Annotated in this window: 16 protein-coding genes and 1 other annotated feature; of the genes, 2 read left to right on the top strand and 14 right to left on the bottom strand. The window is 42.9% G+C overall.

Going from position 1 to position 14,521, the window contains the following annotated elements; genetic code table 11:
• Position 1: 1 nt before the first annotated feature.
• The 3 genes from murD to typA all read right to left on the bottom strand — a co-directional run bounded on the left by murD (position 2) and on the right by typA (position 3,561).
• A complete protein-coding gene (murD, locus tag QM870_RS01780) occupies positions 2-1,351 on the bottom strand; it encodes a UDP-N-acetylmuramoyl-L-alanine--D-glutamate ligase (protein WP_070450316.1) in 1,350 nt (449 codons plus the stop codon).
• Between the two features lie 90 nt (positions 1,352-1,441).
• Positions 1,442-1,690 (bottom strand): DUF3165 family protein, encoded by a 249-nt coding sequence (locus tag QM870_RS01775; RefSeq protein WP_004219693.1) that lies wholly within the window; start codon positions 1,688-1,690, stop codon positions 1,442-1,444.
• A gap of 23 nt (positions 1,691-1,713) precedes the next feature.
• A complete protein-coding gene (gene typA, locus QM870_RS01770) occupies positions 1,714-3,561 on the bottom strand; it encodes a translational GTPase TypA (protein WP_003017941.1) in 1,848 nt (615 codons plus the stop codon).
• 177 nt (positions 3,562-3,738) lie between these two features.
• Between typA and QM870_RS01765 the strand changes: the two genes are divergently transcribed.
• Positions 3,739-4,464, top strand: coding sequence for a 16S rRNA pseudouridine(516) synthase (locus QM870_RS01765; protein ID WP_414368335.1), 726 nt, complete (start codon positions 3,739-3,741; stop codon positions 4,462-4,464).
• Between the two features lie 42 nt (positions 4,465-4,506).
• On the opposite strand, the gene QM870_RS01760 is transcribed toward QM870_RS01765, so the two are convergent.
• Positions 4,507-4,890 carry a rhodanese-like domain-containing protein gene (locus QM870_RS01760; RefSeq protein ID WP_070666476.1) on the bottom strand — a complete coding sequence of 128 codons (384 nt, stop codon included), beginning with the start codon at positions 4,888-4,890 and terminating at the stop codon, positions 4,507-4,509.
• Positions 4,890-5,108 (bottom strand): YqgQ family protein, encoded by a 219-nt coding sequence (locus QM870_RS01755; RefSeq protein ID WP_003017930.1) that lies wholly within the window; start codon positions 5,106-5,108, stop codon positions 4,890-4,892. Before QM870_RS01755 ends, QM870_RS01760 begins: the two co-directional genes overlap by 1 nt.
• An 87-nt stretch (positions 5,109-5,195) precedes the next feature.
• Here QM870_RS01755 and QM870_RS01750 point away from each other — a divergent pair, with 87 nt between their 5' ends.
• Entirely contained in the window at positions 5,196-5,855 is a 660-nt protein-coding gene (locus QM870_RS01750) for a prepilin peptidase (RefSeq protein ID WP_414368332.1), read from the top strand.
• Between the two features lie 6 nt (positions 5,856-5,861).
• Here the strand turns inward: QM870_RS01750 and trpB are convergent, their stop codons facing one another.
• From trpB to QM870_RS01705, 9 genes are all read right to left on the bottom strand, one after another.
• The gene (trpB, locus tag QM870_RS01745; protein ID WP_414368330.1) at positions 5,862-7,049 is read right to left on the bottom strand and encodes a tryptophan synthase subunit beta; all 1,188 of its coding nucleotides are present in this window, start codon (positions 7,047-7,049) and stop codon (positions 5,862-5,864) included.
• Between the two features lie 121 nt (positions 7,050-7,170).
• Positions 7,171-7,406, bottom strand: a binding site (T-box leader).
• 67 nt (positions 7,407-7,473) lie between these two features.
• Entirely contained in the window at positions 7,474-8,001 is a 528-nt protein-coding gene (locus QM870_RS01740; RefSeq protein WP_045759157.1) for a VanZ family protein, read from the bottom strand.
• Positions 7,988-9,076 carry a dual-specificity RNA methyltransferase RlmN gene (rlmN, locus tag QM870_RS01735; protein WP_003005918.1) on the bottom strand — a complete coding sequence of 363 codons (1,089 nt, stop codon included), beginning with the start codon at positions 9,074-9,076 and terminating at the stop codon, positions 7,988-7,990. Before rlmN ends, QM870_RS01740 begins: the two co-directional genes overlap by 14 nt.
• Positions 9,077-9,082: 6 nt before the next feature.
• Positions 9,083-9,658: a YutD family protein gene (locus tag QM870_RS01730; RefSeq protein WP_414368328.1), complete on the bottom strand. Its 576-nt coding sequence runs from the start codon at positions 9,656-9,658 to the stop codon at positions 9,083-9,085.
• A gap of 284 nt (positions 9,659-9,942) precedes the next feature.
• Complete coding sequence (locus QM870_RS01725) at positions 9,943-11,655, bottom strand: cache domain-containing sensor histidine kinase (protein WP_414368325.1); 1,713 nt, start codon at positions 11,653-11,655, stop codon at positions 9,943-9,945.
• Complete coding sequence (locus QM870_RS01720) at positions 11,652-12,386, bottom strand: response regulator transcription factor (protein ID WP_414368557.1); 735 nt, start codon at positions 12,384-12,386, stop codon at positions 11,652-11,654. Before QM870_RS01720 ends, QM870_RS01725 begins: the two co-directional genes overlap by 4 nt.
• A gap of 58 nt (positions 12,387-12,444) precedes the next feature.
• Positions 12,445-13,566: a peptide-methionine (R)-S-oxide reductase MsrB gene (gene msrB / locus QM870_RS01715; protein ID WP_287311491.1), complete on the bottom strand. Its 1,122-nt coding sequence runs from the start codon at positions 13,564-13,566 to the stop codon at positions 12,445-12,447.
• Positions 13,567-13,578: 12 nt separating this feature from the next.
• On the bottom strand, positions 13,579-14,139 hold the full coding sequence (locus QM870_RS01710) for a TlpA family protein disulfide reductase (protein ID WP_414368555.1): 561 nt from the start codon (positions 14,137-14,139) through the stop codon (positions 13,579-13,581).
• A 56-nt stretch (positions 14,140-14,195) separates the two neighbouring features.
• Positions 14,196-14,519, bottom strand: a complete 324-nt coding sequence (locus QM870_RS01705; protein WP_004219828.1) for a hypothetical protein — start codon at positions 14,517-14,519, stop codon at positions 14,196-14,198.
• Between the last annotated feature and the right edge of the window lie 2 nt (positions 14,520-14,521).

Genomic DNA, 14,521 nt, shown 5'->3' with positions numbered 1-14,521 from the left:
CTTATTTCAACCCTTTTACTGTAGCAAGGAATTCATCCCCACGCACTTCAAAATTCGGATACATATCCCAGCTGGCATTAGCAGGACTTAGTAGCACAACATCTCCGGGGCTAGCCAAGTCGAAGGCTTTCTTTGTAGCATCCGCTACATCTGCCGCATCAACATAAGAGACGCCAGCTTTATCTGCTGCGCGTTTCACTCGAGGAGCTGATTCCCCTAGAATCACCATTTCCTTTAAACCAGTAATGTGAGGCACCAATTCATCAAATTCATTGCCACGATCGAGCCCCCCTGCAATCAAGATCACCTTGCTGTTATCAAAACCAGAAAGAGCTTTTTGTGTTGCTAGAATATTAGTCGATTTGCTATCATTGTAGAATTTGACACCTTGAATCTCATCCACATATTGAAGACGGTGTTTGACACCTCCAAAGGCTGACAAGGTTTCTTTAATGACCTCATTCTCCACACCACGGACTTTTGCAACTGCAATCGTTGCCAAGGCATTTTCTACATTGTGACTACCTGGAACGCCCAGTTCATCTGCACGCATAACAACTTCTCCCTTAAACTTGAGAAGTCCATCTTCCAAATAAGCCCCATCCACTTTTTCGACCGTTGAAAACGGAAGGACACTTGCCTTGGTTTTTGTCGCCAGTTCCTTGGCCAGGTCTTGGTTGAAGTTCAAGACAATGACATCTTTTTCTGTCATATTCTTTTGAAGATTCCATTTGGCAGCTACATAATTTTCAAAAGAACCATGATAGTCGATATGGGTCGGCATGAGGTTGGTAATCACTGCAATCTCTGGATGGAAGGCTTCAATTCCCATCAATTGGAAAGAAGACAATTCCATGACCAGAACATCCTTTTCTGTTGCTGTTTGCGCAACTTGACTAGCTGGAAAACCGATATTCCCAGACAATAAACCACCTTGGCCGGCAGCCGTCAAGACTTCCCCGATCATGGTTGTCGTCGTCGTTTTTCCGTTTGATCCTGTAATCCCAATAATTGGCGCATCCGAAATCAGATAGGCCAATTCCACTTCAGTGAGGACGGGAATGCCCTTTTCAAGCGCTTTTTCGACCATCGGATTCGTATAAGGGATTCCTGGATTTTTGACCATGACGGCAAAGTCTTCATCCAACAGTTCCAGAGGGTGACCTCCTGTCACAACTTTAATCCCTTCTTCCAGTAAACTTTGTGCTGCTGGATTTTCTTCAAAAGGTTTGCCATCATTGACGGTCACAATCGCTCCTAAGCGATCCAACAAACGGGCAGCTGACTCGCCTGACTTAGCCAAACCTAATACAAGAACCTTTTTATTTTCAAATTGTTTCACAAATTTCATGATTTCTTCGCTCCATTTTTATCACTCTCTATTTTACCTTTTTTTAGCAAAATTAAAAAGCCCAAAGGGCTTTAAAAATCACGTCAGCGTTTATTTTTTCTGTTTGGTCGTCATTTTGGAAATATCCACCAAAGCCAGGTAGCCAACAAAGGCGAGAAAGGCACCGACAAAAAACTCAGACGGTAGTTGGAATATCTGAAAAATAGCGAGACAAGTCAGTACGATAATGGAGACGATCAAGACCACCATTGTGACACTGTTTAAGGTACCACGAATACTTTTTGGGGTCATAAAAAGGTAAAAAAGGAGAATCAAAATCCCTAAGATAAAATAGACCATTTTGCTTCTCCTTTCTTTCCGTATTATTCAGCAGCTGCTGATTTTTTCTTTTTATTTGCTTTTTCGCGTTCTGCTTTGTTCAAGATTTGTTTACGCAAACGGATAGATTCAGGTGTTACTTCCATGTACTCATCGTCGTTCAAGAACTCAAGAGATTCTTCCAAGGTCAAGATACGAGGAGTCTTGATAACCGCTGTTTGGTCCTTAGTAGCTGAACGAACGTTGGTCATTTGTTTTGCTTTCGTAATGTTTACGGTCAAGTCGTTCTCACGAGAGTTTTCCCCGATGATCATTCCTTCGTAAACTTCTGTACCTGGATTGACAAAGATCGTACCACGTTCTTCGATAGACATGATAGAGTAAGTGGTTGCTTTTCCGTTATCGATTGAAACAAGAGCACCACGGTGACGTCCACCGATTTCTCCTGGAATCACTGGCAAGTATTGGTCAAAGGTGTGGTTCATGATTCCGTAACCACGTGTCATTGACAAGAACTCTGTTGAGTATCCAATCAAACCACGCGCTGGAACAAGGAAGACCAAACGAGTTTGACCGTTACCAGTTGAGATCATATCCAACATTTCACCTTTACGTTCAGAAAGACTTTGGATAACAGATCCTTGGTATTCTTCTGGTGTATCAATTTGCACGCGTTCAAACGGTTCGCATTTGACACCATCAATTTCTTTGATGATAACTTCTGGACGAGATACTTGCAATTCGTATCCTTCACGACGCATGGTTTCGATCAAGATAGACAAGTGCAATTCCCCACGTCCTGAAACGGTCCATTTATCAGGTGAATCAGTTGGGTCAACACGAAGAGAGACGTCTGTTTGCAATTCCGCTTGCAAGCGTTCTTCAACTTTACGAGAGGTTACCCATTTTCCTTCGCGACCAGCAAATGGTGAGTTGTTAACCAAGAAGGTCATTTGAAGCGTCGGTTCATCGATGTGAAGGATTGGAAGAGCTTCAACTGCGTCTGTCGGTGTGATGGTTTCTCCAACGAAGATATCTTCCATACCAGAGATAGCAATCAAGTCACCCGCTTTAGCTTCTTGAATCTCACGACGTTCTAAACCAAAGAAACCAAAGAGTTTGGTAACACGGAAGTTCTTAGTCGTTCCATCCAATTTAGAAAGGGTTACTTGGTCCCCAACTTTTACAGTACCACGGAAGACACGTCCGATACCGATACGTCCAACGAAGTCGTTGTAATCAAGCAGGGATACTTGGAATTGAAGAGGCTCATCTGAGTTATCAACTGGAGCTGGGATGTGATCAATGATAGTATCAAAGATCGGTGCCATTGTGTGCTCTTGATCAGCTGGATCGTCTGAAAGTGAAGATGTTCCGTTAATCGCTGATGCATAAACAACCGGGAATTCCAATTGGTCATCATCCGCACCCAATTCGATGAAGAGTTCAAGAACTTCGTCTACAACTTCTTCTGGACGAGCAGATGGTTTATCGATTTTGTTGACTACAACGATCGGAACAAGATCTTGTTCCAAGGCTTTTTTCAATACGAAACGCGTCTGAGGCATGGTTCCTTCGTAGGCATCAACGACCAATACAACTCCGTCAACCATTTTCATGATCCGTTCCACTTCTCCACCGAAGTCCGCGTGTCCCGGTGTGTCCATGATATTGATTCGAGTTCCGTTATAAGCAACGGCTGTATTTTTAGCAAGAATCGTGATCCCACGTTCTTTTTCAAGATCGTTTGAGTCCATTGCACGTTCTTGCAATTCTTTACGTTCATCCAAGGTGTGCGATTGTTTCAACAATTCGTCTACCAAGGTTGTTTTACCATGGTCAACGTGGGCAATGATCGCAACGTTACGAATATCTTCTCTTAATTTTGTCATGATTTCCTCTATAAAATTTAAATAATATTTCTAACTGAACAATTATACCACAGTCCTATCTAAAAAACACAGTTCAGCTAGTTGTAAATGTTTTCATCTTTATTTCTTTTCTCCGACTCGATTTCCTTTTCTTTTCATGATACACTGATTATTAGACTTTCAGAAAAAGAGGCTCCCATGAGATTAGATCAATTGATGGCAGACCATCAGTACGCTCGTAAAGACATCAAACAACTTTTGGCCCGAAGGCAAATCTTGGTCGATCACCTACCAGCTCAAAAGCTATCCCAAAACATCGACCCTGGACTCCAACAGATTCAAATCGGAGAACGAATCATTCAAGAACCGCGTCACCACTACTACATGCTCCATAAACCAATTGGAGCCGTGACCGCCAAAAGAGACGCCCACCATCTAACGGTGATCGAGCTAGTAGACCCCCAGCAAGAGTACCTCGACCTCTATCCACTTGGTCGCCTCGATCGCGATACCAGTGGTCTGCTCCTCCTCACAGATAATGGTCCCTTAGGCTTTCAACTGCTCCATCCTCAATACCATGTGGAAAAGGTCTATGAGGTAGAAGTCAATGGTCCGCTCTATACAGCCCACATCGAGCAATTTCAGAATGGGATTTCATTCACAGACGGTCCTATCTGTAAGCCTGCCTCCTTGACCATTCTAGAAAGTACCCCCAGCTACAGCAAGGCCCAGGTCCGAATCTCGGAAGGAAAATACCACCAAGTGAAAAAGATGTTTTTAGCCATTGGGGTCAAAGTAATATCCTTAAAACGCTTGTCTTTTGGTCCCTTCACCTTGGATCCTCAGTTAGCACCTGGCGAAAGCCGACCTTTAAATGAGGTAGAGCTCACATGGGTCAAAGATTTCCTTGAAAAAACGAGATAAAAAGCTCTAACCACACACATTGTGCAGTTAGAGCTCTTTTTATTAGGCGTCTTTTTTCACTTTCCCATTCCAAGAATCAAGACCATAAGACAAGACATAAATGTCTGTATAGCCCTGTTTCTTAAGATAGAGAGCCGCATTGGTTACACGCGAACTACGGCTATTTTCATAGAGCAAAATTGGTTTGTCTTTGCGCAAGGCTGCAAGACTCAACTTCAACTGAGTAGAAGGAATGTTACGAGCTCCTAAAATATGCTTGGCATGAAACTCAGCTGGCTCTCGCAAGTCAATCAACTGCCCTTGACGAATCAGCTCTTCAAAAGTAGCATTGTCCACAAATTTAGCAGCTTTACGGATGCGGAAATAATTAAATGCCATCCATCCAAATACTCCTAAAATAGCCAACCAAACAATGATATTTCCCATTACTCTACCTCACTCTTTTTCAAAAATTCTAATTCTTGCTTGTGTTCTCTTCTTAAAACGGTATCGGCTTCTAAATAATCGAGCCGCTCCATCAGGCCTGCATCATAAAGACGTTGAAGCTCAATTTTCATCAATTCGATGTCATAGAGGCGCTTCCCTACGTAAATGATGATTCCAAAACGTTTTAAAAATTGTTGAACATCATACAGGTTTTTCATGTTCATTATTGTATCAAATTTAGAAAGGCTTTACAAGATTTTCAAGCAAATGATGAAATTTTCCGATTGCTTTACGAATAAATAAGTATGATCAACTTTTATTTTTTTACCATCGGTACTTGTATCGCCTCTTTTTTGGGGCTCGTTGTAGACCGTTTCCCAAACCAATCTATTCTCGCTCCTCGCAGTCATTGTGATCACTGCCAGCACGTCCTTGGCGTTTGGGATCTCATCCCCATTATCTCGCAACTACTCCATCGTTTTCGCTGCCACTATTGTCATCAGACCTACCCATTTTGGTACTGCCTTTTTGAGGTCTGGAGTGGCCTGCTCTTTTTGGCCTGTGCCAATGGTTTTCTTTCTCTGCCTCACCTTCTAACACTACTGGGAGCAGCCGTTTTAGCCATCTATGACCTTCGCTTTATGGAATACCCCTTGGTCATCTGGTGCTGTATACACGCCTTGGTCCTCTTTTTATCCGGTAGTAATCTCCTCATGCTGGTCTTTTTACTCCTTGCGATCGGAGCTCATTTTTTCTTTATCGGAATGGGAGCAGGAGATTTTCTCTTACTCGCCACCTTTTCGCTAAGCTTTTCTTCTACCCAGATCCTCATTCTCATTCAGATCGCATCCATCTTAGGCATTCTCGTCTTTGCTCTCAAAAAAGAAAGAGACCGGATTCCCTTTGTTCCCTGTCTCTTTCTCAGTTATCACGCTTTACTGCTTTATACAATGTTTTGCAGATAAGATTGCTTATTTTGTAGCCTTCGCTTCTAGATAATCAGCGATGGCAGCTACGTCCTTGTCCCCACGTCCGGAAACATTGATGATGATGATCTTGTCTTTATCCAATTGTGGAGCACGTTTAACCGCTTCTGCAATCGCGTGTGAGCTTTCAATGGCTGGGAGGATCCCTTCTGTCTTACTGAGAAGAAGAAGGGCTTCTACTGCTTCATCATCTGTCGCTGCTACATATTCGACACGACCAGAATCTTTAAAGAAAGCATGCTCTGGGCCAACCCCTGGGTAGTCCAAACCAGCAGAGATCGAGTAAACTGGCGCTACTTTTCCATCTTCGCCAAAGACTGCATAGGTCTTCATCCCATCAACCACACCGATAGTCCCTTTGGTCATAGTCGCTGCGTGCTGATCGGTATCCAAGCCATGACCAGCTGCTTCTACCCCAATCAAGCCGACTTCCTCTTCTGCGACATATTCAGAAAAGGCACCGATGGCATTAGAGCCACCACCGACACAGGCAATCACATAGTCTGGCAAACGACCTTCTTTTTCCAAGATTTGACGTTTAGATTCTTCACTGATCACTTTTTGGAATTCATGCACAATGGTTGGGTAAGGGTGAGGGCCAACAGCAGAACCCAAAACGTAAAAGGCATCCAGATCCGCCATCCATGCTCCAAAGGCAGCATCAACAGCGTCTTTCAAGGTCTTAGTCCCGGTTTCAACCGCATGAACGGTTGCCCCCATCATTTCCATGCGGAAGACATTCAAGCGTTGGCGTTCCACGTCTTCTGCCCCCATGTAGACATCACAGGCCATACCGAACTTAGCTGCCGCAGCTGCTGTAGCTACACCGTGTTGACCGGCTCCTGTTTCAGCAATCACGCGCGTTTTGCCCATGCGTTTAGCCAAGAGGATTTGCCCCAAAACGTTATTCAATTTATGCGAACCTAGGTGATTCAAGTCTTCGCGCTTCAAATAAATTTTTGCCCCACCTAAATGCTCTGTCAAACTTTCCGCAAAGTAGAGCGGTGTTTCCCGACCAGAATAATCTTTCAAATAATGTTTGTATTCTGAGATAAATTCTGGATCATTTTTATACTGTTCAAAGGTTTCCTCTAATTGATTGAGCAAGTTTTGAATCGGTTCTGGTACGAAAGATCCACCAAATTGTCCGAAATAGCCTTTTGTTTCTGTCATGATTGTGTCCTCTTTTCTATATCTTCAATCCTGTTTATGATCTTTTTCTCTCGCAGGCCCTTTGAGCTGCAGTCTCACTGGGTTCCTTTGAGATACAAAAAACCTCACACAGAAAAATCTGTGTGAGGACGATTCGATACCGCGGTGCCACCTCAATTGTAGGAAGATATTCTTTCTCCTACATCTCTGACCTGTCTAACAACAGGGTGCACGATAAGGTGTGCTCACCGAATTTTTATTGTTTCAAATTCATTATCATAAACGCATCAGCCCATTTCAAGATTCACCACTGCTTGTTCGCAATCACCACAAGCTCCCTGGAAGTGAGAAAAATCTCTACTTTTCTGATGTCTTGAAGCTATTATAGCTCCCGCTTCTGATTTTGTCAACAAAAATTTCAAAAAGACACTAAAATGTTCGGATTTTACATTTCCCCATTTTTTGCTAGCAATCGTGCTCTGCAATACTGAAAGCCCAGATAGGCTAGGTAAGCTCCTAAGGTATTGGTCCACAAATCATCTAGCTCAAAGACACGATTGGCATCAAACAAGAGATCTAACAGAACTTGGCTGCATTCAATCCACAAGCTCATGGCAAAGCCGAAGCACAAGACCCGTTTTCGACTCCTCAACCAGGGCCATAGCCAGAGAAGTTGAAAGACCAGCGGGCTTAACAAAAAGATATTGGCTATGTTTTGGAGAATGACCTTAATGAGTTGGAGGACACTGGTGATCTGACCAAGGTTCATCACCGAATTAAGAGGAACCAGCAGGACGACGATACGACCGAAATGTTGAATACCCGGTGTTTCCATACCTGGCTCTGGCTGTTGGGGCAAAAAACACATCAGACACAAAAGGATAAAATAGAAGAAGCTGCCACTCCGTAACAGCCTTCTTCCTCTTTTTGTTAGTTCTGTATGATCGATCAGCCCTTGTTTAAGGTTGCGCATGTTCAACAATCGCTTTCTCCCGATCCCGTTTCATGGTATTTGAACGCAATTGGCCACAGGCTGCATCAATATCTGTACCGTGCTCTTGACGCACTACACAGTTAACACCTTGTTTTTTCAAGGTATCATAGAAGGCCATGACCCGTTCTTTTGGACTCCGGCTATATTGGTCATGCTCACTGACAGGATTGTAAGGAATCAAGTTAACATAAGACAATTTCTTGATATTCTTAAGCAATTCTGCCAATTCTAAGGCTTGCTCGACCCCATCATTGACTTCATTGAGCATGATATACTCAAAGGTCACCCGACGGTTCGTAGTCTCAATATAGTATTCAATCGCTGCAAACAATTTTTCAATTGGGAAAGCTCGGTTGATCTTCATAATGCTAGAGCGCAAGTCATTGTTTGGTGCATGAAGAGACACTGCCAAATTGACCTGCACACCTTCATTTGCAAAATCACGAATTTTATGAGCCAAACCAGAAGTAGACACGGTAATATGACGAGCACCAATCGCTAATCCCTTGTCATCGTTGACCGTCCGGATAAATTTCAAGACATTGTTATAGTTGTCAAATGGTTCTCCGATCCCCATGACAACGATATGGCTGACCCGTTCATCTTGGCCACGTTCGTCAAAGTATTTTTGGACCAACATGATTTGAGACACGATTTCCCCATTGTTCAAATCGCGTTGTTTTTTGATCAAACCAGAAGCACAGAAGGTACAACCGATATTGCATCCTACTTGAGTCGTTACACAGACAGATAAACCATAGTGCTGACGCATCAAGACGGTTTCAATCAACATGCCGTCTGGCAATTCAAAAAGATACTTGACCGTTCCATCTGCTGACTCTTGCACGATTCGTTGCTTGAGTGGGTTGACGACAAATTGATCATTTAACTTCGCAATCAAGTCCTTAGAAAGGTTGGTCATTTCTTCGAAAGACTGGACGCGTTTGCGATAGAGCCATTCCCAGATTTGTGCTGCACGGAATTTCTTCTCACCGTTTTCTTCCGCCCAATCAATCATATCTTGGCGTGTTAAACTATAAATGGATGGTTTCATTCTTTCTTACTCCTCTTTTTGTCGAATCACAAAATGACGTTTGTTGTCTGTCTTCGTTGTTTTTTTATTTTCAGCAGACGGTCTTGTTTTTTTCGAGTTTTTGGCTGGTTGTCCCTTGTCGCGCTCTCGTTTTTGGAAACGATCTTTTTGTTTGCGATTGCGCGAACGCTTCTTAGGCTCTCTTTCTTCTGATTGAGCTTTTTTGACCGGTGATTTCTTATCAAAGGAAGCACGATGAGGTTCCTTATTTTCAAGGACAAAATAAGCACAACCATAGCTACAATATTCTAACAAATAATCGTCTAAGCGACTTAGTTTATCCATCGTTGCAACATCGCGCTCTTCCTTATAGAAGCCACGCAAGCGCAACTGCTCATTGCTCCAATCACCAACAATGTAATCAAACTTGGTTAAAATCTCAGAAAATCGCTGACCAAAAACGGTCGCATCAAATGCTTCCTTCTCATTTTTTAACAACTCAAAAGAGAGGTTTTCTGAAAGGATCTGGTCTCCTACCTGACGAAACACAGGTCCAGGAAATTTATTGTAATTATATAATTCAGGGTCAATCTCTTTTCGCATAGTGTTCCTTCATCAAAATCTATTTACTGTAACACTTTATTCTATCATAAATTTGATGACTTGCGTCAGATTTGACTAGAAAAGAGTTGAAATTCCTTTGAGAGCAAAAAGAGAGTGGGACAGAAATCGGTAATTCGTTAGAATTCGATTTCGTCGTCCCACCTCCTCACAGTTGAGTAGGGATGTAAAAGCTGATGAAATCAGCGTAGTAGAGCCTACTCAACCACTGCGCCTTGATCGACAATCCAAAAATAATTGAGAGGCTAGGACTTTTGTCCCAGCCTCTATGAATATTCATTGCCGGATGAACGGGGCAAATAAAGAGTGATTTTCGTATAGCTATTGGCCTTAGAATCAATCTCCATATGATAGGCTTCGCCAAATTGAAGATGCAATCGTTGGTCCACATTTTTCAAGCCAACACCTCCTAAACGAAGAAGGGTTTGGTCTGTTGATCCTGATCGGTCAAAGCCTTGTCCATTGTCAAAAATCGATACGCAGGCGTAGTCTCCACTGACTTCAGTCGTCACTCGAATGAGACCTGGCCGATCGATCTCTTTAATACCATGGTAAATCGCATTTTCCACTAAGGGTTGAAGCACTAATTTGGGAAGCTGATAGTCGCTCAACCGTTCATCTTCTAGAATTTCATAGTTGAGCTTTTCCCCATAACGTTGCTTCTGAATGAAAAGATACTGGCGGACATGGTCGATTTCATCTCTCAGTAGGATTTGCTCCTGGCCTTGGTTGAGAGCCAGTCGAAAATATTGAGCCAGAGACTTTGTGATGTCGACCACGCGCCGACTATCATTAAACTCCGCCATCCAAACAATCGTATCCAAAGTATTGTAGAGGAAATGCGGATTAATCTGAGCCGAAAGTGCCCGCAGCTCGTACCGCCGTGCGTTCTGCTCCTCTTCCTTAACCTGTTGCATAAGGTGATCGATTTGGTCCAACATGGCATTAAAAGTTTGAGCGAGGTCCACCAATTCTGGAGATCCTTTGGCTGCAGCTCTCACGTGAGCATCTCCTGCTCCAATCCTCAAAATGATAGTCTGAAGGTCTCGTAAGGGTTTGATCCACAAACGCAGAACAAAGCCGATCCCTATCAAACACATGATCAAAGCTAGTAATCCTAGACCAATGAAAGAGTATAGGAGCTGCGACTGAAGCATCTGAAGTCCTTCAAGGGAAGCCACTCCAATCAAGGTCCAATCGCTATCTGGAATCGGAACCTGATAGATAAAATTCTCCCCTCCTTTGCCATAACCATCTTTCACAGCAATATAGGGCTGCATGGCCTGCATTTCTTGACTGGAAGAATAAACCGCTTTTTTGGGATGGTAGACAAACTCATGCTTTTGATTAATGATAAAACTAAAGCCTTGTTTCCCTAGTTGCAGGTGATCCAAGTAAGCCTGAAGGCTATCGTAGCCAATATCCAAGCGTACTACTCCGAGATTTTGGCCAGTCTGATCGACCACTTCTTGGGTAATAGAAACCACCCATTTTTCTTTTTCCGAAGTCAAGGATTCCTTTCGAGCTGGCGTCAAAACTGGCATGGCTCTTTCCTTAATCGCCTCTTGATACCAACTTTCATTCATCATATCTGAAGAAGTCTGCATGCTGATTTTGGTATCTGTCGCTACCAGACGTCCGTCCTTAGTCACCAGGACTGCTGAGACCAAGTCCGGATCCGTTTCAATCATCGTTCGCATCAGGTGTTGAACCGTTTCTTGATTCGCACTCTTGTCTTGGGCAAATTGGCGAACAGCCTGTTCCTTGCTAAGAACCGTTGTGGTCTGCTTTAATTTTTTTAGATAGGAGGTGATAAACTGACTGCTTTGATCGATACTATTTCTTGTCGTCCGCTCCGTTAGCTGGCGGATCGTCCCTGAACTCGTTTGATAGTAAAGGCTACCAATAAGACCAAAAAGTAGGAGAATGAAGAGAAAAAAATAGAGGACCAGCTGAATCAGCAAGGGATATCGTTTCATTCATGCTCTCCTTTTTTGTACTGCCTTGGTGTCACCCCAACAACCTGCTTAAAGCGTTGAGAAAAATAGTTCATATCTTCAAAACCAACCTGATCGGCGATCTCATAAATCTTTAAATCCGTCGTGAGAAGCAAGAGTTGAGCCTTCTTCATTCGCTCCTGGATGAGGTAGTCTTGGAAGGGGAGTCCCAATTTTTTCTTGATCAATACACTTAGATAAGAGGCACTGAAACCAAGTTGATAGGCCAGATCCTTTAGAGTTAACTGAGAGTCTGCTAAACGAGCATGAATAGCTTCTTCCAAGTCTGTCGAATAACCATGACTGACCAAATCTTCGACTTGCGCCTTTTTTCGCTCTTGATCGAGTTTTCCCTTCACCTTTGCTAACATCTCTTCAATATCATCTTTTGAAAAAGGCTTCAGCAAATAATCATCTGCACCTAACTTGATGGCTTTTCTCGCAAACTCAAAGTCATCATAACCTGTCAAAAAAATGATATGACAAGACGGAGACTTCTCTTTGACGAGATGGGCCAGATCCAAGCCGTTCATTTGTGGCATATTGATATCAGTTAGAAGGATATCGGCTGGTTGATCTTGAAACTTCTCCCAGGCCTCACGGCCATTTTCTGCCTGGTTGATGACGATCATTCCAAACTGTTCATAATCTACTAAGGAAGTCAGACCCTGCCGGATAAGCTCTTCATCTTCCACAATCATGATCGCATACATGTCTTTCACCTACTTGTCTTTGCTATGCTTATTATAGCAAACTATAGATCGAATTGTCTCAGACATAGTCCAATAAATAACCGTAGCCCTTTTCTTTCATTTCTGCTTTGGGAATGAAGGTAATAGACAAACTATTGATGCAATAGCGAAGGCCACCTTTTTCCTTAGGACCATCGGTAAAAACATGGCCCAGATGAGAATTTCCTACACGGCTCCGAACTTCTGTCCGAGTCATATTGAAACTCTTATCCTCCTTATAGATGGCCACATCAGGACTAATAGGCCGACTGAAACTTGGCCAACCACAACCAGAATCAAATTTATCCTTAGAGGAAAAGAGGGGCTCACCGGTCACGACATCTACATAAATACCTGCATCAAACTGATCCCAGTAACGATTGGAAAAGGCCCGTTCGGTATCATTTTTTTGTGTCACCGCATACTCCTCAGGAGATAACTTCTTTTTGATCTCCTCATCGCTTGGCTTGGAGTAGCGACTAGCATCAATAACAGGATAAGAAGCCTGATTGACATCGATATGGCAATACCCATTCGGATGTTTCTTTAGATAATCCTGGTGGTAGTCCTCAGCCTTGATGAAATTGGTCAGTGGCTCTTTTTCCACTGCTAACGGTTTGTCGTATTTTTTTGCTTCTTCTTCAAAGACTTGGTTAATAGTTGGAAGGTCTTCTTGAGAGACATAATAGACACCTGTTCGGTATTGTGTTCCTTGATCATTTCCTTGTCGATTCTTCGACGTTGGGTCGATAATCCGGAAATAATGCAGGAGCAATTCTTTCAGAGATACCTTCTTGACATTGTAGGTGATGTGAACTGTTTCGGCATGCCCTGTTTGAGGGACTAATTCATACTTGGTCGTTTCTCCCTTTCCATTGGCATATCCTGATACGGCATCAATCACACCTGGAACACGGGAGAAATATTCCTCTACGCCCCAGAAGCAACCACCAGCCAAATAAATTTCACGCTGATCCTTTGGATCAACCGTTTCCTTTGTTTCCTTTTTGGCTACTGGAGTCTGACTCATGGACGCTTTTTTGATCTGCTCAGTCGTCGCATCTGATGTATCCAAGGCCATGGATCCTTTGACAAGGAAAAAGATTCCAAAACAAAATAGCCCCACTAAAAGAATGGAAATGAGTTTCCATTTTGTTTCCATTTTATGTCCTCCTTACTTCATTTCTTTTAGAGTCTGGACGATGTCTTCCTTGCTCATATAACCGATATGGGTCTTAGCGAGAGTTCCATCGCTTGCAATAAAGAGTGCCGATGGATAAGAACGAATCCCATATTCTTTGAGCAGTTCCCCTTTACTATCTAGCAAGACCGTGAAATCCTTGTAATCCAAAGACTGGTACCAGTTTTTGAAATCTGCTTCCGATTTTTCACCATTAAAGGTTGGAGCTACAACGGATAAGACCACATAATCCTTACCCTCCTCTGCCTTTGCTAAATCATTTGTGTCGCCTAATGTTGAAAGACAGATTGAGCACCAGGAAGCCCAAAATTTGAGGTAAACTTTCTTTCCCTTGTAATCGGATAAGCGGTAGGTCTTACCGTCTACTCCTTGCAGGTTAAACTCCTTCACTTTCTTGCCAGATGGTTGCCTAGCCCCAGCTTTGGCTGTTTGTTGGCTCATGTCCTTATTGGAAGTAGCCATTCCTTGACTCGAGCAAGCCCCCAAAAGTCCCGTACACAAGATTCCTGCAGCTACTAAAGCTAATTTCTTCATCATTATTACCTCTTTAAACAAGGAGAAAGTCATCCTCAGATGACCTCTCCCTTCTTTCATTCCTTGTCTGATTTCATATCAGATGATCCACTCTTTTCGTCTTTCATTTCTGAATCGCTGGATTTCATCTCATCCTTTTTCATATCGTCCTTCATTTCAGAACTGCTGTCAGACATCATAGATGAATCTTTCATGTCTTCTTTTTTCATTTTATCATCGGACATGGATGAATCCTTCATGTCATCCTTCTTCATATCGTCCTTCTTCATCATACTACTATCGTCCGTTTTTTTCATGTCTGAATCTGATTTCTGTCCAGAACAAGCTGCTAAAGTGACGATGCTAAGTGTAGCAATAGAAAGTGCAAGAATTTTTTTCATGA

Origin of the sequence: Streptococcus parasanguinis (assembly GCF_047463195.1) — a bacterium.
GTDB lineage: Bacteria > Bacillota > Bacilli > Lactobacillales > Streptococcaceae > Streptococcus > Streptococcus parasanguinis_R.
The sequence above is the reverse complement of the archived record's forward strand: the minus strand, read 5'-3'. Positions and strand labels throughout refer to the sequence as shown.

Bases quoted from the DNA above. Each gene is read 5' to 3' on its own strand.
- murD (WP_070450316.1), bottom strand. From the start codon at position 1,351: ATGAAATTTGTGAAACAATTTGAAAATAAAAAGGTTCTTGTATTAGGT.
- QM870_RS01775 (WP_004219693.1), bottom strand. From the start codon at position 1,690: ATGGTCTATTTTATCTTAGGGATTTTGATTCTCCTTTTTTACCTTTTT.
- typA (WP_003017941.1), bottom strand. From the start codon at position 3,561: ATGACAAAATTAAGAGAAGATATTCGTAACGTTGCGATCATTGCCCAC.
- QM870_RS01765 (WP_414368335.1), top strand. From the start codon at position 3,739: ATGAGATTAGATCAATTGATGGCAGACCATCAGTACGCTCGTAAAGAC.
- QM870_RS01760 (WP_070666476.1), bottom strand. From the start codon at position 4,890: ATGGGAAATATCATTGTTTGGTTGGCTATTTTAGGAGTATTTGGATGG.
- QM870_RS01755 (WP_003017930.1), bottom strand. From the start codon at position 5,108: ATGAAAAACCTGTATGATGTTCAACAATTTTTAAAACGTTTTGGAATC.
- QM870_RS01750 (WP_414368332.1), top strand. From the start codon at position 5,196: ATGATCAACTTTTATTTTTTTACCATCGGTACTTGTATCGCCTCTTTT.
- trpB (WP_414368330.1), bottom strand. From the start codon at position 7,049: ATGACAGAAACAAAAGGCTATTTCGGACAATTTGGTGGATCTTTCGTA.
- QM870_RS01740 (WP_045759157.1), bottom strand. From the start codon at position 8,001: ATGCGCAACCTTAAACAAGGGCTGATCGATCATACAGAACTAACAAAA.
- rlmN (WP_003005918.1), bottom strand. From the start codon at position 9,076: ATGAAACCATCCATTTATAGTTTAACACGCCAAGATATGATTGATTGG.
- QM870_RS01730 (WP_414368328.1), bottom strand. From the start codon at position 9,658: ATGCGAAAAGAGATTGACCCTGAATTATATAATTACAATAAATTTCCT.
- QM870_RS01725 (WP_414368325.1), bottom strand. From the start codon at position 11,655: ATGAAACGATATCCCTTGCTGATTCAGCTGGTCCTCTATTTTTTTCTC.
- QM870_RS01720 (WP_414368557.1), bottom strand. From the start codon at position 12,386: ATGTATGCGATCATGATTGTGGAAGATGAAGAGCTTATCCGGCAGGGT.
- msrB (WP_287311491.1), bottom strand. From the start codon at position 13,566: ATGGAAACAAAATGGAAACTCATTTCCATTCTTTTAGTGGGGCTATTT.
- QM870_RS01710 (WP_414368555.1), bottom strand. From the start codon at position 14,139: ATGAAGAAATTAGCTTTAGTAGCTGCAGGAATCTTGTGTACGGGACTT.
- QM870_RS01705 (WP_004219828.1), bottom strand. From the start codon at position 14,519: ATGAAAAAAATTCTTGCACTTTCTATTGCTACACTTAGCATCGTCACT.